The 23,117-nt window shown below is 63.1% G+C and carries 18 protein-coding genes; 5 read left to right on the plus strand and 13 right to left on the minus strand.

The annotated features are described in order from the left end of the window. Nucleotides 1-2 precede the first annotated feature (2 nt). From RAM80_RS22395 to yaaA, 11 genes are all read right to left on the minus strand, one after another. A complete protein-coding gene (locus RAM80_RS22395; protein WP_416422606.1) occupies nucleotides 3-1,151 on the minus strand; it encodes an alginate O-acetyltransferase in 1,149 nt (382 codons plus the stop codon). 11 nt (nucleotides 1,152-1,162) lie between these two features. Then, the gene (locus RAM80_RS22400) at nucleotides 1,163-2,713 is read right to left on the minus strand and encodes an MBOAT family O-acyltransferase (RefSeq protein ID WP_416422607.1); all 1,551 of its coding nucleotides are present in this window, start codon (nucleotides 2,711-2,713) and stop codon (nucleotides 1,163-1,165) included. A 198-nt stretch (nucleotides 2,714-2,911) separates the two neighbouring features. Beyond that, the gene (locus RAM80_RS22405) at nucleotides 2,912-4,039 is read right to left on the minus strand and encodes a mannuronate-specific alginate lyase (protein ID WP_416422608.1); all 1,128 of its coding nucleotides are present in this window, start codon (nucleotides 4,037-4,039) and stop codon (nucleotides 2,912-2,914) included. A gap of 8 nt (nucleotides 4,040-4,047) precedes the next feature. After that, on the minus strand, nucleotides 4,048-5,499 hold the full coding sequence (locus tag RAM80_RS22410) for an alginate O-acetyltransferase (protein WP_416422609.1): 1,452 nt from the start codon (nucleotides 5,497-5,499) through the stop codon (nucleotides 4,048-4,050). A gap of 11 nt (nucleotides 5,500-5,510) precedes the next feature. Next, nucleotides 5,511-7,103, minus strand: a complete 1,593-nt coding sequence (gene algG / locus RAM80_RS22415; protein WP_416422610.1) for a mannuronan 5-epimerase AlgG — start codon at nucleotides 7,101-7,103, stop codon at nucleotides 5,511-5,513. Nucleotides 7,104-7,129: 26 nt separating this feature from the next. Further along, a complete protein-coding gene (locus tag RAM80_RS22420; protein WP_416422611.1) occupies nucleotides 7,130-8,608 on the minus strand; it encodes an alginate export family protein in 1,479 nt (492 codons plus the stop codon). Beyond that, the gene (gene algK, locus RAM80_RS22425) at nucleotides 8,605-10,023 is read right to left on the minus strand and encodes an alginate biosynthesis TPR repeat lipoprotein AlgK (protein ID WP_416422612.1); all 1,419 of its coding nucleotides are present in this window, start codon (nucleotides 10,021-10,023) and stop codon (nucleotides 8,605-8,607) included. The genes RAM80_RS22420 and algK overlap by 4 nt, the downstream gene beginning before the upstream one ends. Nucleotides 10,024-10,044: 21 nt before the next feature. Beyond that, nucleotides 10,045-11,211 (minus strand): PilZ domain-containing protein, encoded by a 1,167-nt coding sequence (locus tag RAM80_RS22430; protein ID WP_416422613.1) that lies wholly within the window; start codon nucleotides 11,209-11,211, stop codon nucleotides 10,045-10,047. A 35-nt stretch (nucleotides 11,212-11,246) separates the two neighbouring features. Further along, nucleotides 11,247-12,728, minus strand: coding sequence for a mannuronan synthase (gene alg8, locus RAM80_RS22435; protein WP_416422614.1), 1,482 nt, complete (start codon nucleotides 12,726-12,728; stop codon nucleotides 11,247-11,249). Nucleotides 12,729-12,806: 78 nt separating this feature from the next. After that, nucleotides 12,807-14,123, minus strand: coding sequence for a nucleotide sugar dehydrogenase (locus RAM80_RS22440; RefSeq protein ID WP_416422615.1), 1,317 nt, complete (start codon nucleotides 14,121-14,123; stop codon nucleotides 12,807-12,809). Nucleotides 14,124-14,952: 829 nt separating this feature from the next. Continuing rightward, entirely contained in the window at nucleotides 14,953-15,732 is a 780-nt protein-coding gene (gene yaaA / locus RAM80_RS22445) for a peroxide stress protein YaaA (RefSeq protein ID WP_416422616.1), read from the minus strand. A 212-nt stretch (nucleotides 15,733-15,944) separates the two neighbouring features. Between yaaA and RAM80_RS22450 the strand changes: the two genes are divergently transcribed. Then, on the plus strand, nucleotides 15,945-17,069 hold the full coding sequence (locus tag RAM80_RS22450; protein ID WP_416422617.1) for a polysaccharide deacetylase family protein: 1,125 nt from the start codon (nucleotides 15,945-15,947) through the stop codon (nucleotides 17,067-17,069). Nucleotides 17,070-17,429: 360 nt separating this feature from the next. Continuing rightward, complete coding sequence (locus tag RAM80_RS22455; protein WP_416422618.1) at nucleotides 17,430-18,824, plus strand: PhoH family protein; 1,395 nt, start codon at nucleotides 17,430-17,432, stop codon at nucleotides 18,822-18,824. A gap of 50 nt (nucleotides 18,825-18,874) precedes the next feature. On the opposite strand, the gene RAM80_RS22460 is transcribed toward RAM80_RS22455, so the two are convergent. Continuing rightward, nucleotides 18,875-20,041 (minus strand): hypothetical protein, encoded by a 1,167-nt coding sequence (locus RAM80_RS22460; RefSeq protein ID WP_416422619.1) that lies wholly within the window; start codon nucleotides 20,039-20,041, stop codon nucleotides 18,875-18,877. A 167-nt stretch (nucleotides 20,042-20,208) separates the two neighbouring features. Here RAM80_RS22460 and moaC point away from each other — a divergent pair, with 167 nt between their 5' ends. From moaC to moaE, 3 genes are read left to right on the plus strand one after another with little or no spacing between them, the layout of a single operon-like run. After that, nucleotides 20,209-20,682 carry a cyclic pyranopterin monophosphate synthase MoaC gene (gene moaC / locus RAM80_RS22465; protein ID WP_416422620.1) on the plus strand — a complete coding sequence of 158 codons (474 nt, stop codon included), beginning with the start codon at nucleotides 20,209-20,211 and terminating at the stop codon, nucleotides 20,680-20,682. After that, complete coding sequence (locus RAM80_RS22470; protein WP_416422621.1) at nucleotides 20,679-20,924, plus strand: MoaD/ThiS family protein; 246 nt, start codon at nucleotides 20,679-20,681, stop codon at nucleotides 20,922-20,924. The genes moaC and RAM80_RS22470 overlap by 4 nt, the downstream gene beginning before the upstream one ends. Before the next feature lie 2 nt (nucleotides 20,925-20,926). Next, nucleotides 20,927-21,385 (plus strand): molybdopterin synthase catalytic subunit MoaE, encoded by a 459-nt coding sequence (moaE, locus tag RAM80_RS22475; protein WP_416422622.1) that lies wholly within the window; start codon nucleotides 20,927-20,929, stop codon nucleotides 21,383-21,385. 105 nt (nucleotides 21,386-21,490) lie between these two features. Here the strand turns inward: moaE and rhlB are convergent, their stop codons facing one another. Further along, nucleotides 21,491-22,960, minus strand: coding sequence for an ATP-dependent RNA helicase RhlB (gene rhlB, locus RAM80_RS22480; RefSeq protein WP_416422623.1), 1,470 nt, complete (start codon nucleotides 22,958-22,960; stop codon nucleotides 21,491-21,493). Nucleotides 22,961-23,117 lie beyond the last annotated feature (157 nt).

Genomic DNA, 23,117 nt, shown 5'->3' on the forward strand with positions numbered 1-23,117 from the left:
GCTCAGTTGGATTGGCCCACAGCCAGGTTCTGGTTGGTATTCGGGTCTTTTTTCAGTTCGGCGATCCAGTTCGGGTCGAAGTCGCCGAGGTCGTTCTTCATTGGCAGATAACGTTCCGGGAACTCCCAGATCAGCACCTGTGGCGGGCTGTTCTTGAAGGCGTCGGTTTGCAGGTACTTGAGCATCGGCAGGATCGGGCCGTGGCCGTCTTCGGCGTAGTTGACGACGTCGCTGTTGAGCGACTGCTTCAGCGCGCCCAGGAAGTTCCAGTGCGGGTTGGCGCTGTAGCTGGTGCCCACCAGGGCCACCGGGATCTCGCTGCCGCCAAACAGCGCGTCGCCGCTGTCGGCCTGCTCGCCTGCCTGGGTGGTGGTGCGCTGGGCCAGCTCATCCGGTTTGGGCAGCAGGTTGCTGAACAGCGGGTCCAGGGGCAGGAAGTTGGTCAGGTCGCCCTTGTAGGGCTTGCTGCTGTCGCTGGCAGTGACGAAGGTCTGCGGCTGGCCGCTGAGCGGCATGTGCGCGCTGATGGCGGTGCCCAGGTTGTGGGCGACCACGTCGGCGCCCATGGGCGTCCAGTGGGTGTCGGTGCGCAGGAACACCTGGCCCTGGGCCTTGGCCTGCTGCAGCGGGGCCAGCAGGTCGGGGGCGAAAATGCCGGCGGCCGCAGCCTGGGCGTGGAACTGCTGGTACAGGTCCTTGTGCAACTCGGCCGGGGCGGTGGCGCCGATGTGCTCGGGGTACAGGCGGGCCTTGGCCGGGACGATGGCCAGCACTAGCTGCACACCGTGCTGCTTGAGCTGGGCCTGCACGCCCTTGATCAGGGCAAAATTGTCGGCTTCCACCTGGGCGCCGTTGGCGACGGGGTCGAATTCCTCGTCGCTGTACAGCCACTGGTCGCGGCCCAGCACCACGCCGGGGCGGCCTTCGTGGAACAGCTTGAAGTCCACCGCCGCCCACAGGTTGGTGCCCAGGCGCTTGATCGGGAACTGGTCGTCGTAGTGGGTTTCCACCGCCTTGGTGAACTTGCCGTTGAGCACGGTCATCTGTTGGGTGCGGTTGAAGCTGGCGAAGCTCCACAGCGACCAGAGGCCCAGGCCCAGCAGCACGGCCAGGAACAGCAGGATGTAGAGGATGCGTAATGATCGGGTCATGGTCGGCTCGCTCAGAACTGGAAGTAGAGGAACGGCGAGAAACTTTGCGCCGACAGCTTCAGGATCGAGGCCAGGAACAGCACCAGCACCAGGGTGCGCATCAGGTAGCGCGACCAGTCCACGGTCCAGTACGAGGCTTGCACCTGATGACCATGGGCGTGGGCCGCCAGCGCGGCCGGGTTATCGCCCGGGGTGGCGCGGTACAGGCCAGGTTGCGCGGTGGCCGGGCCGTTGGCTTCGGCCACCGGGGCCTTGGCTTTTGGCTTGGGCTGGTTGGTGTACAGGTCACGCAGGCCGAAGAACGCCAGGGTGATGTAGGCGATCACCAGGGTCGCCACTTGCAGGCCGGTGAGGCTGGCGGCGTTGAGCTCGGACAGGTGCCAGTCGCCGAAGCTGAACATGGCGCCGTACATGCGGTAGGCCACGTGCAGGTTCTCGGCGCGGAAGATCACCCAGCCCATGATCACCAGCAGGAAGGTCAGCGCCCAGCGAATCGGGTTCAGCGCCCGTGGCGTGGTGTTGATGCCCAGCAGGCGCTCGATGGCCAGCCACGCGCCGTGCCAGGCGCCCCAGATGATGTAGGTGAAGTTGGCGCCGTGCCACAGGCCGCCCAGCAGCATGGTCAGGAACAGGTTGCGGTAGGTGGCCAGGGTGCCTTTGCGGTTGCCGCCCAGGGTGATGTACAGATAGTCGCGCAGCCAGGTCGACAGGCTGATGTGCCAGCGGCGCCAGAACTCGGTGATCGACTGGCTGATGTAGGGCTGCTTGAAGTTTTCCATGAAGCGGAAGCCCATCATCAGGCCCAGGCCGATGGCCATGTCGCTGTAGCCGGAGAAGTCGAAGTACAGCTGCGCGGTATAGGCCAGGGCGCCCAGCCAGGCGTCGCCGGTGGTCGGTGCGGCCAGGGCGAAGCAGTGGTCGGAGACGGTGGCCAGGGTGTCGGCGATGAACACCTTCTTGATGAAGCCCTGCATGAACCGCGTGGCGCCCTCGCTGAACTTGTCGAGGGTGTGGGTGCGGTTGTTGAACTGGTCCACCAGGTCGGCGAAACGCAGCACCGGCCCGGCGATCAGGTGCGGGAAGATGGCCACGAAGGCGGCGAAGTCGATCAGGTTGCGCGTGGCCGGGGTGTCGCCGCGGTACACGTCGATGATGTAGCTGATCGATTCGAAGATGTAGAACGAGATGCCGATAGGCAACAGCACGTGCGTGAGGATGAACGGCTGCATGCCGAACGAGCTGATAATGGCGTTGATGCTTTCCACGCCGAAGTTGGCGTACTTGAAGTAGCCCAGCACGCACAGGTCCACGGCCACGCCCAGCAGCAGCCAGCGCTGTGCGGGTTTGGTGCGCACGCCGGCGGCGCCTACGCGCAGGCCGATCCAGTAGTTCCACAGGGTGACCGCGGCGAACAGCGCCAGGAAGTCCACCCGCCACCAGGCGTAGAACACGTAGCTGGCGACCAACAACAGCAGATTGCGGTAACGATTGCCGCACAGGTAGTACAAGCCGAGAAAGACCGGCAAGAACAGGAACAGGAACACGTTAGATGAGAAAACCATCCCGATCTCTCCTTGTTTGATCCATACACAAGGGCCAAAGCCCCCCCAAACCCCCCATTTATTCCAGGGGGTAAATACATTCTGCTGGCCTGATCGTTGATCAATGTGGGAGCTGGCTTGCCAGCGAGCTTTTCAGGGCATCAACAGCTCGCTGGCAAGCCAGCTCCCACAGGTTCAGCAGTTCCAACGTTTAATCGTTCACGAACCCTTGTTGCCTTTTTCGTGCTCGGGGTCGTAGACCTTGGTCAGGTCGCCGCCCAGGCGGAAGGTCTTGAACGGCTGGCCTTCGTGCTTGCGTTCAAGCGCGTCGGGCGGGCAGCTGTAGAGGCTGCACCAGGGCTCCAGCCAGGCGAATTTGCTGTCCACCTTGAGGTCGGTCATGTCCTGGTCCTTGCCGTTCTTGGCTTCGAAGATGTCCGGGTCCTTCACCCCGGCCAGCACCTTGTCGCCCAGGCGTTTCAGGGCACCGTTGTTTTCCTGGCGCAGGTCCACGCCGTTGGCCTGGGCGAAGCTGGCGATCATGGCCAGCGGCGGCAGGGCGTAGTTGTGGTAGGCCAGGGCACGCTGCTGGCGCTTGAGCTCGTTGGGCAGGAAGCCATCGGCGTCGACCTGGCTGGCGCCGATCTTGTATTCCTTCACCGACCAGTCAAACAGGTCACGACGGTCCAGGGCCACGGATGCGGCCATCACCGACCAGGCCGCCCAGTACGAATGGTTGTTGGTGTGGTCCAGCGGCAGGTTGTTCCAGTCGCTCACGACCTGGTCGGCCAGGCGCCCGAACCAGGCTTCGATCACCTGGGTCTGCTGCTGGTGGGTGGCCAGTGGGTGCGAGTCGGAGAACTTCAGCCGCACATACGCCGAGGCCATGCTGCCCAGTGCCCATTTGCGCATGGACTTGCCGGTGTGGTTGAAGTCCTTGGACATCAACGCGTCGGCCTGGGCCCACGTCACCATCCAGTTCAGCGCGCAATCCAGTTGCGCCGGGTTGCCGTCGCGCATGTACACCATCACCTGCTTGCTGATGCCGCGCTCCATGCTGGTGATGTCCTTGGTGGCATCGCGGAAGGCTTTGTCAGAAGTGGCGTTGAAGGTCGAACGGGTCTTGTCCGAACCTTCGTACTTGCTGCGGAACTGCAGGCTCTGGGTGTAGGGCTGCGGCATGGCCGGGCAGCCCTGGTCGTTGGGGCTGGTCTTGAACTTGTCCACGGCCGCCAAGTAACCCTGTGGCGGGTGCAGTGGCGCGGCGGCCTGGGCGTGGCCGGCGAAGATGGCCAGGCCCAGCAGGGTGGGGGCGAGCAGGTGGCGTAGTGCGTTGGTGCGGTTCATGGGTAACCTCACAGTCCGGCTTGGGCGTTCTGTTGTTTCGGCGATTGCTGAACGCCAGGGAAGACGTTGCGCTTGCACACGGTGGCTTCGACTTTCTGGGCAGGTTGGCCAGCCTCGGGGCCTTCCACTTCCAGGGCCAGCAGGTTCTGCGAAGCCCAGTCCTCGTCGTTGCGCAGCTCGAAGGCAAAGCGCCCGTCGGTTTCCGATGTGGTCGGTTTTTCGATCTTCAGGTCCTCATGCCGCCCGTTCAGGTACCACAGGGTGGCGTGCAGGGTCTTGACCGAGGTGTCGGCGAACTTGATGTCGATCTGGTGGTTGCCGTTGTGCAGGTCCTTGATGCCGTTGCGGCCGTTGATCAGCAATTCGTTCTTGCCGGTCTTGAGCGTGGTGCTGGCCGACAGCTCCGCGGTCTTGCCGTCGCAACCGTTGTCCAGCAGCGACATCATCTGCCGGTAGATGGTCTCCTGGTCCAGGCGGTACAGCGGCGAGAACTCCCAGATGAGGATTTTCGGCGGGTGCTTCTGGAAGTCGTCGCTGCCCAGGTACTGCAGCATCGAGCCTTCCAGGCCGCCGCCGGGGAAGGCGACGTTGAGGATGTCGGCACCGATGTCCTGCTCCAGGAAGCCCGAGAAGTTGTAGTTCTTGCCGCTGTGGCTGGTGCCCACCAGGGTGATCTGCGGGGTGCCGGCGTCGCCGAACAGGTCGCCGTCGGCGGCCTCGCCCTTGGGCTCGGTGGTGAACTGGTCCATGTACTGGATGGCGTAGCTGGTGCCGCACAGCTGGCCGGCCATGTTGTGCAGGGTACCGGTCTTGCCCATGCGGCCGGACAGGTGGGTCTCGAACTCGCGCTTGGGAATGTCGGCGAAGGCCGGCATTTTCTTCACGGTCTCGGCGACGATCTTGGCGGTGCGCTGGGCGCCGTACGGGGTCCAGTGCTGGTCACCGCGGAAGTAGAAGTCGTGGGCCTGCTGCTCGTTGGTCAGCGGCGACAGGTCCGGCACGTTGAAGCCCATGCTGGCGAAGCGCTTGAGCATGGCCTGGTAGTTCTGCAGCGCCTTGTCGTACTGGAACTTGTCGCGGTCGGCCGGGAACAGCTTGTTGCGGTCCACCAGGCCACGGGTGGGCTGGTACACCACCACCAGCTCCACGCCCTTGCTCTTGAAGGCGTCGTGCAGCTGTTGCAGGCGGCGGTAGCCTTCGGGCGTGGTGTCGAATTCGGTGCGCAGGTCTTCCTGGGTACGGAACAGCCAGTCGCCCTGGGCCTGTACCAGGGTGGTGAAGTTCTGCTGGTAGCGGGTGACGTAGTTCTTCGCGTCATGGGCGGCCGGGCACAGGCTGCAGCACGGCGCTGCCTGGTACTTGGGCGCGGCGAAGTCCTGGGCGCTGGCGCCGTTGGACGCGGCCATCATGGCGGCGGCCAGGCCGGACAGGCTGAGCAGCTTGATCAAGGTGGGGTGCATGAAATTCATCCTCAGTCCTGCATTTCGGTCTGGCGTTCGACAGGGTCGATCAGCACGGCTTTTTGTTGGCGAACCATCAGGTCCATGATTTCGGCCTGGCGGTCGCCCAGGATGCCGGTGAAGCTGATGCCGCTGGATTTGGTCGGGGCAAGCATCGACACGCGGTACATTTCAAGCGACAGCGGCGAGTCGATGGACAGCGGCCCGGTGCCGTTGCCGGCCAGTTCACCACCCACCAGGATCAGCGAGACCTGGGCGTCGAACGGGTCGAGCTTGATGTTGCGGTCGGTGTTGCTCAGGTCCTTGATGTGCCCGTACACGCCGGTCAGGCCGTTGCCCAGGGCCTTGTTCTCGTAGAGGCGGATGTTGGTGCTGTTGCGCACGCGGATGCCGTGGCGCTTGTTGCCCAGCAGCATGTTGCCCCACAGCAGGTTGTCGGCGCTTTCGTACAGGGTGATGCCGTCGGTGTGGTTCTTGTAGATCTTGTTGTAGGCCACCAGGTTGCCCACGCTGTTACGGTCGATCACCACGCCGGACAGGTGGTTGTCGTAGCTGCGGTTGTTGATGATGAAGCTGTCGTTCACCTCGCGGGAGACGATGATGCCGTGCTTCTTCTTGGTCCCGTACACGGTGTTGTCGGCGATGATCAGGCCGTGGGAGCGGTCGTGCGGGTCGATGCCGTAGATGACGTTGTCGCGGTAGGTATTGCTCTTCACCACGAAGTCGGTGGTCTCATAGCAGTAGAAGCCGTACCACATGTCCGAGAAGGTGCTGCCGATGATCCAGCCCGTGGGCTGGGCACGGCCCATCTGTTCGCTCATGTTCGGCGTGTACTGCGAGATGCTCACCCCGTACGACTTGGACTGGTTGTAGCCCATGCTCGCCATCACGGTGTTGACCATGTAGGTCTCGGTGCCGCCCCAGGACAGCAGGAACGGGCGGAAATCCTTGGGGTCGCGGAAGGTCGACGGGCCGTTGTCGGCCTCGCGCCAGCCCAGCACCCGGGTGTCACGGATGAACAGCTTGCCGTCGTTGACGATGAACGCACCGCCCTCCTGGGACAGGCGCAGTTCCTTGGTCTGCTTGTCGATCTCGAAGGTCGCGTTGTGCCCGACCACGATCGGCAGGCGCGCCAGGTACACGCCCGGGGCGGTCTCGCGGATGTACTGCTTGGGCAGCTTGCGCACCAGCTCGGTGAGGTTGACGTAGCCGTCCTCGACGAAGATGGCCTGGGGAATGCCGTGCTGGCGGTTCACCCACTCGGCCATCTTGTTGTCGCCGCCGATGAATTCCTTGAGCACGTCTTCCTGCAGCATGCGCTTGACCACGATCTTGCCGGCCTTGCGGCGGTCGATCTTGGCGGCCACGGCCTTGGCGGTGTAGCCGCTGAGGTCGGGCAGTTTCGGCGCGGCCAGCTCCAGCGACTCGGGGGCCGCGGTGGTGATGGTGTAGGTCTTGGCCTGCTGCAGGGTCTTGGCCTCGTCATCGCCCAGGGGCGGCGCCGGGTGGGCCGCCGGCGCGGCAGCCAGGGCCGCGCCGCTGGCCAGCAGCAGGGCGGTGGCCAGCAAGGCCCTGGGCCATGGCAATCTGTCTGAATTCATCATTTCCTCGCACTCCCTTCGCGGTCGCATCAGAAGCGCCAGATCACGTCGATAAAGGCGCGGTGCATGTAGCTGTCCACTTGATTGCCATAGGCCGAGCCGGGCTTGAACACACCCGCTCGCAGGCGCACCAGCGCCGAGGGCTCGTCGATGGACTGGCTCAGGGCGGCAGGCAGCAGGCCTTGCTTGAAGTACTTGCTGACCACCAGGTCCATCTCTTGGCCCAGGTCCTTGTCACCGTCAGCCAGCGGCAGCGAGCTGATGGAGGTGATGTCGGTCGGGTTTTCCGGGTCGGTGGTGGTGTTCACCGCGTCCAGAGTGCTGGTGCCGATGCCCTGGTTGCCGTCCACGCGCCAGAACTTGTGGTAGATCAGGCTGGCGTCGTATTCGTCGCGCAGCTGCCAGCTGGCGAACAGCGAGGCGCTTTGCACGTTGGCCATCTCGGCCTGGTAGGCCTCGCCGAAGCGCGCCACGCGGGCACGGGTGCCGGTCCAGGTCGAGCGGTTGCTCTGCAGGCCGTTCTGTTCGTAGTCGCGGCTGGCACGCGAATAGGCGCCGCCCACTTGCCACTCGGGCGTCAGGTGCACGCGCAGGCCCAGGTCGGTGGCCCAGCCGTTGACGTGGCCACTGGTCTTGTCGCCGGCCACGGTCTGGCCGTCGACCACGTTGCTGCCGATGCTGTCGCGGTTGCCGGACATGAACGTCAGGCTGCCCCAGTAGTTGATGTTGTTCAGGTTGTCGTGGTTGTAGGCGTCGCTGTCGGCCTCAAGGCCCAGCCAGGTCAGGTCGCCGGTGCTGCTCTTGTCCGAATCGTCGATAGCCTGGCCGGTGCTCGGCAGGCTGCCGCTGTCATGGGTGTGGTGGGCGCGCACGCCAACCCACTGGCCCGGGGTCCACTGGTACGAGACGTCGCCGTAGGCGTGCAGCACGTCCTTGTCGGTGGCGGCCAGTTCGGTGAGGTCGGTGCGGTATTCGCTGAACCGCTCGGCGACGCCGGCGTGGGCGCGCAGCAGGGTGGTGTCGAAGTCCCAGTTCAGGGCCTCGATGTTGGTGTCTTTCCATTCGCCGTCGTCGTTGCGCAGGCGCTGGCGGCCGAACTTGAGGATCTCGCCGGGGTAGGGCGTGAAGCCGCTGTAGCCGACCCAGAATTCACGCATGGCCAGGTAGTTCTTTTTCTGCTCGCGGCCGCTGGCAGTGCTGTCGCTGCTGACGTTGGACTCTTGCAGGGTGTCGGTCTGGATGGTGTCGGTGGCGGTCACCAACTGGCCCATGGCGTAGGCGCTCCAGTCGCCCCATTGGCCGTACGCCCAGGGACGCAGGTCCAGGCCCAGGCCGTTGACGTCGCCGCCGGAGCGGGTGCCCAGATCGCGGTCGTCCTCGGACTGCAGCGTGCCTTTGACTTCGATGCCGAAGTTCTGGTCAGCGGTCAGCGCCGCCAGTGTCGGGCAGGACCAGAGCGCGGCGAAACCCAGGCCAATGCCGGCTTTCATCCATTGGTTCAGTTTCATAGCGATTTGTCCTCAGCGTCTTCGTCTTCCAGCGTCTGCAGGGCAATGCTGCTGTTCTGGTTCATGGCACCGCGCACGTGCTGCTCCTGTTGCAGCAGTTGCTGGGCCTGGGCGCGTTGGTCGGGTGTCAGGGTGGTTTCCAGCTGGGTGGCCAGGTCCAGCACCGGCTGCGCCGGTTCGGGCTGGGCCTTGGCCAGTTGCACGAACATATAGGCGTACACCGGGTTGGGCTGGGTGCCGCGGCCGCCCGAATACAGCTGTGCCAAGGCGAAGTCGGCGCTGGCCTGGCCACCGCGGGCGGCCATCAGCAGGTTGTCCACGGCCTTCTGCGGCTCGGGCTCGCCCAGGTAGCCACGGCGGTAGATCTGGCCCAGGTAGTAGTGGGCGCTGATCTGGGTAGGGGCGGCGGCCTTGAGGTGCTGCTCGGCCTTCTTCGCGTCCGGGATCACCAGCTTGCCTTCGTAGTACACCTTGCCCAGCAGCAGTTCGGCGCGCGGCTGGTCGGCGTTGCGGCCCTTGTCCAGGTACTCCATCATCTTGTCGACGTCGCCCAGTTCCGGGAAGTCGTAGAGCAGTTGCGCCAGGCTGACCCACGAGGCGGGGTACACCGGGGCGATCTTTTCCAGCATGGCCTGGGCGGTCTTCTCGTCGGTCTGGCCCAGGGTGGCGTCACCCAGCACGCGGGCCACGGCGTCCACGCGCATGGCCGGCACGGCGCCGCGGGCGTAGGCGGCCTGCAGCTGGGCCAGCAACGCCTGCTGACGGTCGGTCTGCTGGCGTTTCTGGTACACGGTGGCCAATTCCACGTAGCACACGTCGGCCACGGTCAGCGCCTTGCGGCACAGGTTCTCGACGTCGTCCAGGTGCTGGTCGTAGGTGCCCTGGATGCGGTACACCAGCACCTGGGCCAGGTTGGCCTCGGCGTAGCCGGCGGCCTGCCATTCGTTGATCTTTGCCTGGGCGTTCACGCCAGGGAAGGTGTTGGGGTATTGCAGGTAGAGCATGGCCAGCGGCGTCAGGGTGTTGCCCTCGCCGTTGGCAAAGGCTTTCTTCAGCAGGCCTTCGGCTTCGCGTTGTTCCGCCTCGGTGGGGTGCGGCTTGAGGGCCAGCAACCGGCCCAGGCGGGCCTGGGCCCGTGGCGAGGTGTCGGCCGCGGCGCGGTAGGTCGCCTCGGCCTGGCGCAGTTGCTCGGGGTCGCGGGTGCCCACCTGGATATCGGCCAGGCCGACCTGGGCTTCGGTGTAGCCCAGGTCTGCCAGTTGCTGATAGTTCTGCTGGGCCAGCGCGGTGTCGCCACGCTTCAAGGCTTCGTTGGCCAGGCGTTGGTCCGGCAGGCCGCTGCAACCGGCCAGGCCGATGGCCACGGCCAGGCCCAGCAGTGCAGATCCTGGCAATATTCTTAGAGTGCTAGCCACAGGTGTTCTCCTCGATCCCACTTACTGGCCGGCGGCCATGGCTTTGTCCATCAGCCAGTTCAGCGACGGACCACGGTCGCTGCTGACGTCCACGGCGCGGCCGGTGAGGTTGCTGTTCAGTGGCTCGTCGGGCTGGATCTGCACGCGCAGGTCCGAGGACAGGTCCAGCGGGTTGATGCTGGTGGCGTTGATGATCTTGCCCTGGCGCACGGTGCTGTCGCCGGCCACCTGGAAGTTCACGGCGGTACCCGGGGTCACGTCGCCGAACTGGCGGTAGGCGAAGCGCGCCTCGACGTTGGCGGTAGTGTTGCGCGGTACCAGGGTGAAGATCACGTCGCCCTTGCTGGCGTACTGGCCGTCGGCAACCAGCTGTTGGCCCACGGTGCAGTCACACGGCGAGGTCAGGGTGCCGGTCATCTGCTTGCCGAACAGTTCGGTGATCTTGTCCGGTTGCAGTTGGTCGGGGTCCAGGTTGCCTTTCAGCACGTCGAGCATGCTGGTGCTGAAGCTGGCCAGCGGCGCGCCTTTTGGCGCCACGCCGTCGGCGCCCACCAGGCTCTGCACGGTGCCGTCGCGGGGCATGGTGATGTTCATCGATGGTGCGGCGACCAGGCCCGCCTGGGCGTGGGTCACGAAGTACAGGCCGTACACCGATTTCAGCACGAAGCCGAAGGCCGCCAAGCCCACCACGAACACGCCGGCGCTGAAGGTCACGGCTTTCAGGCGGGCGAACGCCGACTGGCCACCGCCCAGTTTCTTGTCCTTGCGCGCCTTGGTGAAGTTGTCGCGCTGCAGGGTGCCCAGCACGTCGCCGACGCTGATGATCTCGCCGCTCAGGTGCGAGGTGATCAGGTGGCGCATGGTGGCGATGTCCTGCTGTTCCAGGTTCTGGAACTGGCAGCCGACGCGGCCGGTGCTGTCGTTGAACGAACGCACCTGGAACTCGATGTCCATGCCCAGGCCCAGGGTGTCGATGACGAACATCAGGCGCCCGCGGTGTACCTCACCTTCCTTCAGCGGCTTGGGCGCGTGGAAGGCCAGGCCACCGGCCGACAGGTCCTCGATGCGCACCTCGATGTTTTCCCGGTTGGGCCCCTGGTAGCGCAGCTTGGCGGGCAGCTTGACCCGGGCGTGCTGGCGCTGGGCTTCGGACTCATGCACGACATTCACGTTCACGGCGTTATTCATGGCGGTAATTCCTGGTTAATCCATTAGTGTCCGGTTCACACCATCACGAACAGCACAGCCACGAAGATGCTGGCGGCCGAGAACGTCATGGTCCGTGAAGACCAGGTGTTGAACCATTGTTGAAAGCTCGCGAGATCGCGTTTGAGCACGGTGGGCTGGCGGGTCCAGGACTGCTTGTCGAGGCGGAAGAACACGTAGATCTTCATGATCGCGCCGACGATCTGGTTGTAATACAGGATCACCGGATAGGCAGGCCCTACCGAGTGGCCCGAGCACATCAGCATGATGGTCAGGATCAATCGGGTGATGCCGATCCACAGCAGGTAACCCAGCAGGAACGCGATGTTGAACTTGAGCGTGGCGATGATGGCCGCGGTCAGGCCCAGCAGGCTGGTCCACATGGACACACGCTGGTCGAACAGCACGATGCTGGTGAACACCCCCAGGCGGCGTACGCCCAGGCCCAGCGCGCGGGAGTTCTGGCGCAGGTTGTTGCCGTACCAGCGGTACATCAGCTTGCGGCTGGCCTTGAGGAAGCTCTTCTCGGGCGGGTGCTCCACGGTGTTAATCGCGGCATCGGGCACGTAGAAGGTGTCATAGCCAAGGCGCATCAGGCTGAACCAGCTGGACTTGTCGTCACCGGTGAGGAACTTGAAGCGGCCCAGGCGCCAATGCTCCAGGGAGTCGCTTTCCACGTCGGCGATGAACTCGGGGTTGGTGACCACGGTGGCGCGGAATACCGACATGCGCCCGGTCATGGTCAGCACGCGCTTGGACAGGGCCATGGAGCACATGTTGATGTGGCGCTGGGCGAAGCGCAGCTTGTGCCATTCGCTCATGATGTAGCCGCCGCGCACTTCGCAGAACTCGTTGGTGGTCAGGCCGCCGACGTTGTCGTAGAGCTTGAACCAGGGCACGGTCTTGCGCACGCAGCCGTCGGCCAGCACGGTGTCGCCGTCGATCACCGCTACTACCGCGTTGTCGTCGGGCAGGTGGCGGGAGATGGCGCGGAAGCCGAAGGCCAGGCCGTCGCGCTTGCCGGTGCCGGCGATGCGCACGAAGTCCAGGGAGACGCGGTCAGGGGGAGCCATCTTGGCCCACAGCGCCTTGACCAGCAGTTCGTCGGACATCTCCACCAGCGAGCACACCACGGTGGTGGGGTAGCCGCAGTTGATGGCTTCGCGGATCACCGAGCTGTACACCTGGGCGGTGGTCAGGGCGTCGATGCGGAAACTGGTGACCATCAGGAACACATGGCTGGGGTCTGCCGCGGCGCCCAGCTTGCGGACCTTGCGGCGCAGGTGCGGGTACACCACGTACAGGAACAGCATGCCGCGCACGAAGTGCGTGGCGCCCATCGAATAGCGCCAGATACCCACGGCGCCAATCAGGAAAATGAAGTCTTTCGACTGCGAGTCGAAAAGAGTGGTTGGCAACGCCAGGGCGAGTGCCATCAGCAATGTCAGGTAGAACAACCATCCGGCGGCCTGGAGTAGACCGTGTTTTAGCCTGTGCATGATCTGCGTCCGTATCGATTGTCGGTCATTGCGGGGTAGGGGAGCGGGCCTGCCGGCGAACCGGCAGGCCCGTAGGCCTTACCAGCAGATGCCTTCAGTGCGGGCTTCCGGGCAGGTGGTGTTGGGCATGAAGCCCACCAGGTCGATGACCTGCTTGCCGTGTGGCACCGATTGCACCAGCGCACGGAATTTCTCGTCGCGGTTGCCCAGGATGATCACGTCGGAGTTGTCGATGACGCCCTCGAAGTCCGAGTCCAGCAGCGACGACACGTGGGGGATCTTCGATTCGATGTAGTCCTTGTTCGCGCCGTGGACACGGGCGTACTCGACGTTGCTGTCGTAGATCTTCAGGTCGAAGCCCTTGCCGATCAGCATCTCGGCCAGCTCTACCAGCGGGCTTTCGCGCAGGTCGTCGGTGCCAGCCTTGAAGCTCAGGCCCAGCAGGGCGACCTTGCGCTTGTCGTGGCTGGAGATGATGTCGAAGGCGTTCTGCACCTGGGACACGTTGCTGCGCATCAGCGAGTTGAGCAGCGGCGCGTCCACGTCCAGGGAGCTGGCGCGGTAGGTCAGGGCGCGTACGTCCTTGGGCAGGCACGAGCCGCCGAAGGCGAAGCCTGGGCGCATGTAGTACTGCGACAGGTTCAGGGCCTTGTCCTGGCAGACCACGTCCATCACTTCGCGGCCATCGACGCCGACTGCCTTGGCAATGTTGCCGATTTCGTTGGCGAAGGTGACCTTGGTGGCGTGCCACACGTTGCAGGTGTACTTGATCATCTCGGCCACTTCGATGTCCTTGCGGATGATCGGCGCGTCGAGCTCTTCGTACAGGGACTGCAGGGCATCACCGGAGGCGGTGTCGAACTCGCCGATGACGGTCATCGGTGGGTGGTCGTAGTCCTTGATGGCGGTGGATTCGCGCAGGAACTCGGGGTTCACGGCCACGCCGAAGTCGACGCCGGCCTTCTTGCCCGAGCAGTCTTCGAGGATCGGGATCACCACGTTCTTGACGGTGCCTGGCAGCACGGTGCTGCGTACCACGATGGTGTGGCGGGTGGTCTTGTCGCGCAGCACGAAACCGATTTCACGGCACACCGATTCGATGTAGTTCAGTTCCAGGTCGCCGTTCTTCTTGCTCGGCGTGCCGACGCACAGCATCGACAGATCCGTGTCACGAATGGCTTCGGAGAAGTCGGTGGTGCCACGCAGGCGGCCACTTTGAATTCCCTGTGCCAACAGCTCTTCCAGACCCGGTTCGACAATAGGCGATTTACCGTTGTTGATAAGGTCAATCTTGGCCTTGGAAATATCCACGCCAACCACGTCGTGACCGCGTGCAGACAGGCAACCGGCACAGACTGCACCGACATAACCCAAACCGAAGATGCTGATACGCATCGCATTCACCTCATGTGTTATCGCGCCGACTCAAACAAGTAAGAGCCAGACCGGGTTTAATTAACCAGCAGTATTCGCGCACTCGGAAGTGTGACAATTGAATGTCATGCTCCCGCTTGCAGGCATATATTTAAAAGTGAGTGCGCAATAATGCACTCAAGTAGCGCAGCACGTGGCCGTGTCGTGGGCTTGTGCCCTAGTGTGTAGCCAGCCTGTAGTACAAAGACGACTTCCTAGCTTGCAGTGCTGACTGCTGTCTTGGCTATCCGCCAATGAAATCAAGCACTAAGACGCTTTGCAGGAGCTCGGTATACGAGGCTCTGGCGTGGCCATGTCAAAGATTACTTTTGGTGCGTTCTCTCCTGAGATCAACTTCCGGTCATAACCATGACCGTTGTTTGCAAGTTGTTCGAACGATAAGGCTCGAATCGTTCCCTGTTTCGCTGTAGGTCATCTCTCACATAGCGCTCGAGAATCGTTACGGGTGGTATGAGCTATTGGATTTGAAATTAGTTCCTGATGTCATTCCGCTCGGATGACAAAATCTTCAAGAAATTCATGGTTACAAATGCTTTCATTCTGATAGCACTGTAGGGTTTTATCCTGCGGGGCTGGGGACTTGCGGAGCTATCATGTTTTTGTGCCAGCATTCAAAAAAAAGTCGTCAAAAAAAGCGAAGTTTTCTGAACGGGAGCTGAATGAAGGACGGCAATCATCTAATTTGACGACTATTTGACGCCATTCGGTTGGCGGGTGGTGGCACTCTGCACTTTTTTGCAGGGGTAGCGGTGCCCGTTTTGTAGGACAAAACGGTGCACCGAAAGGAGGCTCAGTCGGCGGGGTGGTCGCGCAGGAAAACCAGATTGTCGGGTTTCGACTGTTCGGCGCTGAAGTAGTAACCCTGCTGGTCGAACTGCTTGAGCTGCTGCGGGTCGTTGATGCGTTCCTGAATGACGAAGCGGCTCATCATGCCCCGGGCCTTCTTGGCGTAGAAGCTGATGATCTTGTACTGGCCGTTCTTCAAATCCTTGAACTCGGTGTTGATGATGCGGGCCTTGAGGGCCGTGCGCTTGACCGCCGAGAAGTACTCGGTGGAGGCCAGGTTCAGCAGCAGGTCGTCGCCCTGCTCAGCCAGGGTGTCGTTCAGCCATTCGCTGATGCGCGTGCCCCAGAAGGCGTACAGGTCCTTGCCGCGGGCGTTGGCCAGCTTGGTGCCCATTTCCAGGCGGTAGGGCTGCATCAGGTCCAGCGGGCGCAGCAGGCCGTACAGGCCCGAGAGCATGCGCAGGTGGTCCTGGGCGTAGCTGAAATCGGCGTCGGTGAGGCTGTTGGCGTCGAGGCCGGTGTACACGTCGCCTTTAAAGGCCAACAGGGCCTGCTTGGCGTTGTCGGGCGTGAAGGCCGGGTTCCAGCTGCCGAAGCGCGCGGCGTTCAGGCCGGCCAGTTTGTCGGACAGGTGCATCAGCTCGCTGATTTGCGCCGGGGCCAGCTCGCGCAGGATCTGGATCAGTTCCTGGCTGTGGTCAAGGTACTGCGGCTGGGTGAAGCGATCGGTTACGGGGGGCGTTTCGTAATCCAGGGTCTTGGCGGGGGAAATCACCGTCAGCATGAAATCGTCTCCATTTATCGTGGCCGCGATTTTAGGGGGTGGGGGCGGGGAACTCCATCTATTAGGGCGATAGAGGATCGGCGGTGCTGCCGGACGCGGCCCGCGGCCGCTGCTACAGGGAGGGTTTCCCCGCCCCGTAGCAGCTGCCGCAGGCTGCGTCCGGCGCCCGCGCGGTCTATCATGGCACCGCCCCCTTGGATGGAGATCCGCCCTTGCGCCTTGCCTGCCTGCTATTTGCCGCCCTTGCCAGCCTTGGCGCCCAGGCCGCCGTGCCGCCGCCGGTCGCCACCATCGAGCGCAGCGCCTGGCCCGAGACGCTGAGCACCCCGGCGCTGTTCGACGTGGCCTCGCGTGCGGAAATCCTCATGTTCGCCCACGTGCTGTTGCAATCCGAAGCCCTGGGCGAAGCCGACCTGGCCGACCGCCTGGACCTGCGCACGGTGAACATGGTGGCCATCAACGACCTGCGCCAGCAGCTGTGGCAGCGCCTGTGGAAGAACTACGACGCGGCGCAGCAGAGCTGCGACCAGGACGCTTCATTCTGTTTCGCCATCGACAGCCTCGACGACCTGCGCACCCAGGCCAACAATTTCGCCGTGGCGCCGGATTCCTTCTATGCCAACTGGGGGGCGCCGGCGCGGGTGTTCGACCTGATCTACGTCGACGAGCTGCTGCGCAAGGCTGCGCTGGCGCCACAGATCAGCAGCGAAGTGCTGAAAATCTCCGATAATGAGCTGAACGGCAGTGATTTCAACGACCGGGTGTTCCTGCTGACGTTCGACAGTGGCCCCAGCGTCGCCGTGGGCGGCACCGAATGGGTCACCGACTACCTGCGCAAGCAGAGCATCAACGCCACCTTCTTCGTGCTCGGGCAGAGCTTCAGCAACCGTCGCGACAAGGGCGAGCCGGGCAGCCTGGTTGCTCTTTATAAAGGCCAGTGCGTGGGCGTGCAGGGCTGGCAGTACCGCTCCCACGCCGACTGGAACGACTGGCAGGGCTCCATCACCCGTAGCACCACCCTGGTGGAAAACGAACTGCCGGACAACTATGTGCCGCTGTTCCGCCCGCCCTACGGCACCCGTCGCGCCGACGCCGATACCTTCCTGGGCACGCAACAGATGAAGGTGGCGCTGTGGGACATCGACTCCCAGGACAGCAACGCCCAGCTCACCGCCGAGCAGAGCGCCCAGCGCGTGCTGACCCTGATGCTGTTGTGGCGCCATGGCGTGATCGATTTTCACGATACCCAGGCCAAAGTGCAGGTGGCGTTGCCCTGGCTGCTCACCCAGACGGCCCAGGCGGGCATCGGCTGGCAGGATTGCCGGCAGTTTCAGTAACCGGGCGTCACAGCCAATGTTTACGGGCACGGCGAGGCTGGAACGGTAAAATTTCCAGGGCAGCAGGAGGGGGGTGGACTTCTGACTTTACCGGTGGTTTTGACCCACGCCAAGCGTTATTCGTCATGCAGAAAAATAAACTTCAAAAAAGCGTCAAAGTGCTTTTTAACGTCATGGGTTTTGCGGTATTACGAAGTTAGATCGCCGAACCCTGCAGCACAGGTGGCGTCGTCACCCGGCCCACCGCAGTTGCAGTTCCACACGTCCACAGCCCTCTGGGAGGTGCGGAAACGGCGGTCACTTCGCGGCGCAGCACCGTTCAGGTATTGCGTCGAACGGCTCTCTCAAAGGTGACCGAGTATGGATGATCAAGGACGCACCATTTCTTCCGACAAGCCAATCCTTTATGTGCTCGATACCAATGTACTGATCCACGATCCAAACGCGTTGCTGAACTTCGAGGAACACCACGTCGCCATCCCCATGACGGTGCTGGAAGAGCTGGACAAGCTCAAGAGCGGCAAGCAGTCGGTGGCTGCCGAGTGTCGGCAAGCCATCCGCCTGATCGACCAGACCTTGGGCGACGCCTGCCCTGCGGACGTGGAGCTGGGGGTGCCGATCCAGCGTGGCAAGGGTGCACCGAAAGGTTTCCTGTCCATTCTCATGACCAAGGGCGGCCCGCCTACCACCGTGCTGCCGGGCAACCTCAACGACAACATCATCATCAACCAGCTGGTTGACTTGCACCAACGCAAGAAAGACTGGGACGTGGTCCTGGTCACCAAAGACATCAACATGCGCCTCAAGGCCCGTGCCTGCGGCATCGCGGCCGAGGACTACAGCACCGACCAGTTGGTGGACGACGTCTCCCTGCTGTCGCGCGGCTACCACGAAATGACCGGCTCGTTCTGGGACCGCGTCAGCAAGGTCGAAACCCGCCAGGACCATGGCCGCACCTGGCACCGCGTGCAGTTGCAGGAACAGCTGCCGGCCGTGCACATCAACGAGTTCGTCATTGATGAGCAGGGCTTCGTCGGCTGGATCAAGGGCGTGAAGGACGATGAGCTGGTGCTGCTCGACCTGCACCAGGAACCGCTGTTGCACCAGGAAGCCTGGGGCCTGAAACCGCGTGACATTCATCAGGCGCTGGCGCTGTTCGCGCTGTTGGACCCGGACATCCACCTGGTCAACCTGACCGGCGCCGCCGGTTCGGGCAAGACCATCCTGGCCCTGGCGGCGGCCATCGAACAGACCATGGTGAGCAAGCGCTACCGCCGTATCATCGCCACGCGCAGCGTGCAGGGGCTGGATCAGGAGATCGGCTTCCTGCCGGGCACCGAGGCGGAGAAGATGGAACCTTGGCTGGGGGCCATCACCGATAACCTCGAAGCCCTGCACATGGACGATGAAAACACCCACGGCAGTGTCGACTACATCCTCAGCAAGGTGCCGCTGCAGTTCAAGTCGCTGAACTACATCCGTGGCCGCAGCTTCCAGCAGAGCCTGATCCTGATCGATGAGTGCCAGAACCTCACGCCGCACCAGATGAAGACCATCATCACCCGTGCCGGCGCCGGTTCCAAGGTGATCTGCCTGGGCAACCTGGCGCAGATCGACACCCCGTACCTGTCGGCGCCAAGCTCGGGCCTGACCTACCTGACCGAGCGTTTCAAGGACTTCCCCAATGGGGTGCACATCACCCTTCAAGGGGTACCGCGCTCGATTCTGGCGGAGTACGCGGAGTCGCATCTGTAACGCATGTTGCAGTTAACGTCCGCCATTGCGCAGGCAATGGCGGCGTTTCCCTAAATGTTTACGTCAAACATCAAGGTCACGTCCCCGCTGTAGGTCGCCCCGCGAAAATACGTCAACATCCGCCGGATGTCGCTTTGCGGCACCTCGAAATGCACCTGCCCCGGCTGGCTGGAGACATTGCCCACGGGGGTGATCATTTTTGCATTGGCTGCGCCAACGCCCAGGGGTAGGCGAGTCACCGGCTGGCCGTTGAAGTTGAACGTGGCCGGCAGGGTCAGTGTGGTATACACCGCTGCCCGGTCCGTGACGCGCGGGTGTTGCATGGCGCAGTGCGTGGGATTCGGGCTGTATTGGCAGGTCACGTAGACAGCGAACGGGCTGGCGGCCCAGATCTTCAACGGGCTGTCATGGACCAGCTTCGGCGGTATCTGGTTGGTGGTCTCATACTGTTTCCAGCCGCCCGGAGGAATCACTTCCACTGTACTGCCGCTGGCGGGAAATTCCACCTGCATGTCGTGCTTCACCTGGATTTCGACCCGGAAGCGGATGTTGTTGCTGCTGAGCTGCAAGACGTTGCCGAAGTCGAAGCCGTTGGAGCTGCCGATGGGGTAGTCGATGTAACCCTCCCAGATGCCAGGGCTCAGGGATGCCGCGGATGGAAAGTCAGCAAGGTACGTAAGCATCAGTTCGTTGAACACAGATAGCTGCAGCTCATCGCTGGAGCCGGCCACGGAAACGCAGGCGGCGGGGGCATCGGAGTTGTACACCGACCACAGGAATTTGCTTGCATTGGGGCTGCCGCTGACGCTTTCGAATCGGCAATTACGGACGCTCCTTCCGATAACATCTTGCGTCTGGTAGGTGTATTTCATGCTGACGAAGCGGTAGCCCAACTGCATCCTCGCAGTTTCCTGGGTCGAGCGGTTGGTCAGGGTAAAGCTTTGCCGCGGCGGCAGGTGCACGTACGCTTTATCACGATCATCCGGAGATGCCAGGTTGATTTGCTTGCTCATCTCGAAGGGGACATCGATGGTGTTATGGCCCGAACACAGATTATAGATCGAGCACCATCTGGACCGCGGGGTGGTGTTTACGAGCTTCTGGTCCTCCACGCGCGCGCTGATCAGCACCTCCGAGGCAAAGGCGGTATCGAGGCCCAGGCACAATAGCCCGAGCAGCAGGGCGCGCAAGCGCGCCAAGGGTATGAGATCTGGCATGACGATGCTCCGGAGGACCAGGAAAGCCCGGATTATTGCGGGCTGTCGTGCAACGGGAAGCCGGACAAATCCGAAGCAACGCCGGGAAATATCCGACGGCAGTCCCGCAGGTGCATCGCCACCGCCCCGGGTTTACAATCCCCCCTCCGCCCCCAGGAGCAAGGCAAGTGCTGACCCATCTCGATTCCCAAGGCCATGCCAACATGGTCGACGTCACCGAAAAAGCCGTGACGTCCCGCGAAGCCGTGGCCCAGGCGCGGGTGCGCATGCTGCCCGCCACCCTGCAGATGATCGTCGACGGCGACCACCCCAAGGGTGACGTGTTTGCCGTGGCGCGCATTGCTGGCATCCAGGCAGCGAAGAAGACCAGCGACCTGATTCCGCTGTGCCACCCGTTGATGCTCACCAGCGTCAAGGTGCAACTGAGCGCCGACGGCGACGACGCCGTGCTGATCGTGGCGCGCTGCAAGCTGGCCGGGCAGACCGGGGTGGAAATGGAGGCGCTGACTGCCGCCAGCGTCGCCGCGCTGACCATTTACGACATGTGCAAGGCCGTGGACAAGGGCATGACCATCGAGAGCGTGCGCCTGCTGGAGAAAATCGGCGGCAAGAGCGGCCACTACCAGGCGGAGCAGGCATGAACGTCAACATCGTTTATTTCGCCCGTTACCGTGAAGCCATGGGCATGGATGGCGAAGCGCTGGTGGGCACCTTCAGCACCCTCGAAGACGTACGCCAGGAGCTGCTGGAACGCGGCGGCAACTGGAGCGTGCTGGGCGAAGCCAACCTGATGTGCGCGCGCAACCAGGACCTGTGCAAGCTCGACGAGCCGGTGGCCGACGGCGACGAAGTGGCGTTCTTTCCGCCCGTGACCGGGGGTTGACCATGACCGTTCGTGTGCAGCCCGAGCCGTTCGACCCAGGCGTGGAAGTGAACGCCATGCACGCTGCCAACGTCGGCGTGGGCGCGGTGGTGAGCTTCGTGGGGTACGTGCGGGACTTTAATGATGGCCTGGATGTGGCCGGCATGTTCCTTGAGCATTACCCGGGCATGACCGAGAAGGCCCTGGGCAAGATCGTGGTGGAGGCCGAGCAGCGCTGGCCGCTGCTGAAGGTCGAGGTGCTGCACCGCATCGGCGCCCTGGCGCCGGGCGAGCCCATCGTCTTCGTCGGCGTGGCCAGCGCCCACCGGCAGGCGGCGTTCGACGCCTGCAACTTCATCATGGACTACCTGAAGACCCGCGCGCCGTTCTGGAAGAAGGAGCAGACCGGGGCAGGGGAGCGCTGGGTAGAGGGCAAGGCCAGCGACAACCAGGCGGCTGACCGCTGGGACTTGCCTGCTTAGCTGCGACCTTCTTTAGACCGCGTCGTCTGCATCGCGACTAAAGTCGGCTCCTACCACGGACAGCGTAGGAGCCGACTTTAGTCGCGATGGCGTCGCCGCGGTGTTTCAGGAATGCTTGCGCGGCACGGCGCGCAGCAGCTCGGTCGGCGGCATCTCGCAGCTGATCTTGCGCCCCAGCAGCGCCTCGATCGACGGCAGCTGATAGGAGTCGTCCTCGCCGGCGAAGCTGATCGACACGCCGCTCATGCCCGCACGGCCCGTACGGCCGATACGGTGTACGTAGTCGTCCGGGTCTTCCGGCAGGGTGAAGTTGATCACGTGGCTGATGCCATCGATGTGAATCCCACGCCCGGCCACGTCGGTGGCCACCAGCACGCGAATCTTGCCTTCGCGGAAGCCTTCCAGGGTCTTGATGCGCTTGTGCTGGGGCACGTCGCCTGACAGCTGCGCGGCGTTGACGCCGTCGCGCACCAGCTTTTCCTCGATGCGCCGCACTTCGTCCTTGCGGTTGGCGAACACCATCACCCGTTCCCAGCCGTTGTCGTTCACCAGGTTGTACAGCAGCTTGTACTTGTCGCTGCCGGCCACGGCGTAGACGTGCTGTTCCACGGTTTCGCTGGCGACGTTCTCCGGCTCGATCTCGACGATGGCCGGGTCGGTGGTCCACTGCTTGGCCAGGTTCATCACGTCGTCAGTGAAGGTGGCGGAGAACAGCAGGGTCTGGCGCTCGCTTTTCGGCGGGGTCTGGCGAATGATCTGGCGCACTTGCGGGATAAAGCCCATGTCGAGCATGCGGTCGGCTTCGTCCAGCACCATCACCTCGACCATGTCCAGGTGCACTTCGCCGCGCTGGTTGAAGTCCAGCAGGCGGCCCGGGGTGGCCACCAGGATGTCGCAGTAGCGGGCTTCCAGCTGCTTGAGCTGTTTGTCGAAGTCCATGCCGCCGACGAACGTCATCACGTTCAGGCCGGTGTACTTGGTCAGGTTGGCCGCGTCCTTGGCGATCTGCACCACCAGCTCGCGGGTGGGGGCGATGATCAGCGCCCGTGGCTCGCCCATGTAGCGTTCCTTGGGCGGCGGGGTCTGCTGCAGCTGGGTAATGATGGAAATCAGGAACGCCGCGGTCTTGCCGGTGCCGGTCTGGGCGCGGCCGATCGCATCCTTGCCCTTCAATGTGTAGCCCAGCACCTGCGCCTGGATGGGCGTGCAGTAGGGGAAACCCAGGTCGTGGATGGCGTGCATCAGCTCAGCGGAGAGCTTGAAGTCGTGGAAGCGGGTCTTGCCTTCCTGGGGTTCGACCTTGAAGTCTTCCAGTTTCCACAGCGCGGCGGCCGGCTTGGGCTTGCGTTCGCGGGGGGAGGGCTTGACCAGTTCGGCTTCGGCTTCGGCTTCGGCGTTGGTAACGGGGGCGGGGGCGGGCGTTGGGGCTGACAGGGTCTCGGTTTCCTTGATGGTTTCCACGGGCGTGGGGATGGCCGCTTCCCGAGCTGGGCTCGGTGCTACAGGAGCAGTCATTTCGGCTGCGAGCGGCTCAGCCTCGCTTTTTCCGAACAGGTTCTTGAGTGCTTTGAGCACGGTCTTCTCATTATATTTGATTAAGGAATGTACGCGGGGCAGTGTAATGCAAGAATCGGGCGCGTAGTAGCAGCTGCCGATACACAGGGCTGCAACCTCGCCGTAGCCGCTGCCGCAGGCTGCGCTTGCCCTGTGCCACGCTGTAGATCTTCAGGGT

It is taken from the genome of Pseudomonas sp. App30 (assembly GCF_047947025.1).
Lineage (GTDB): Bacteria > Pseudomonadota > Gammaproteobacteria > Pseudomonadales > Pseudomonadaceae > Aquipseudomonas.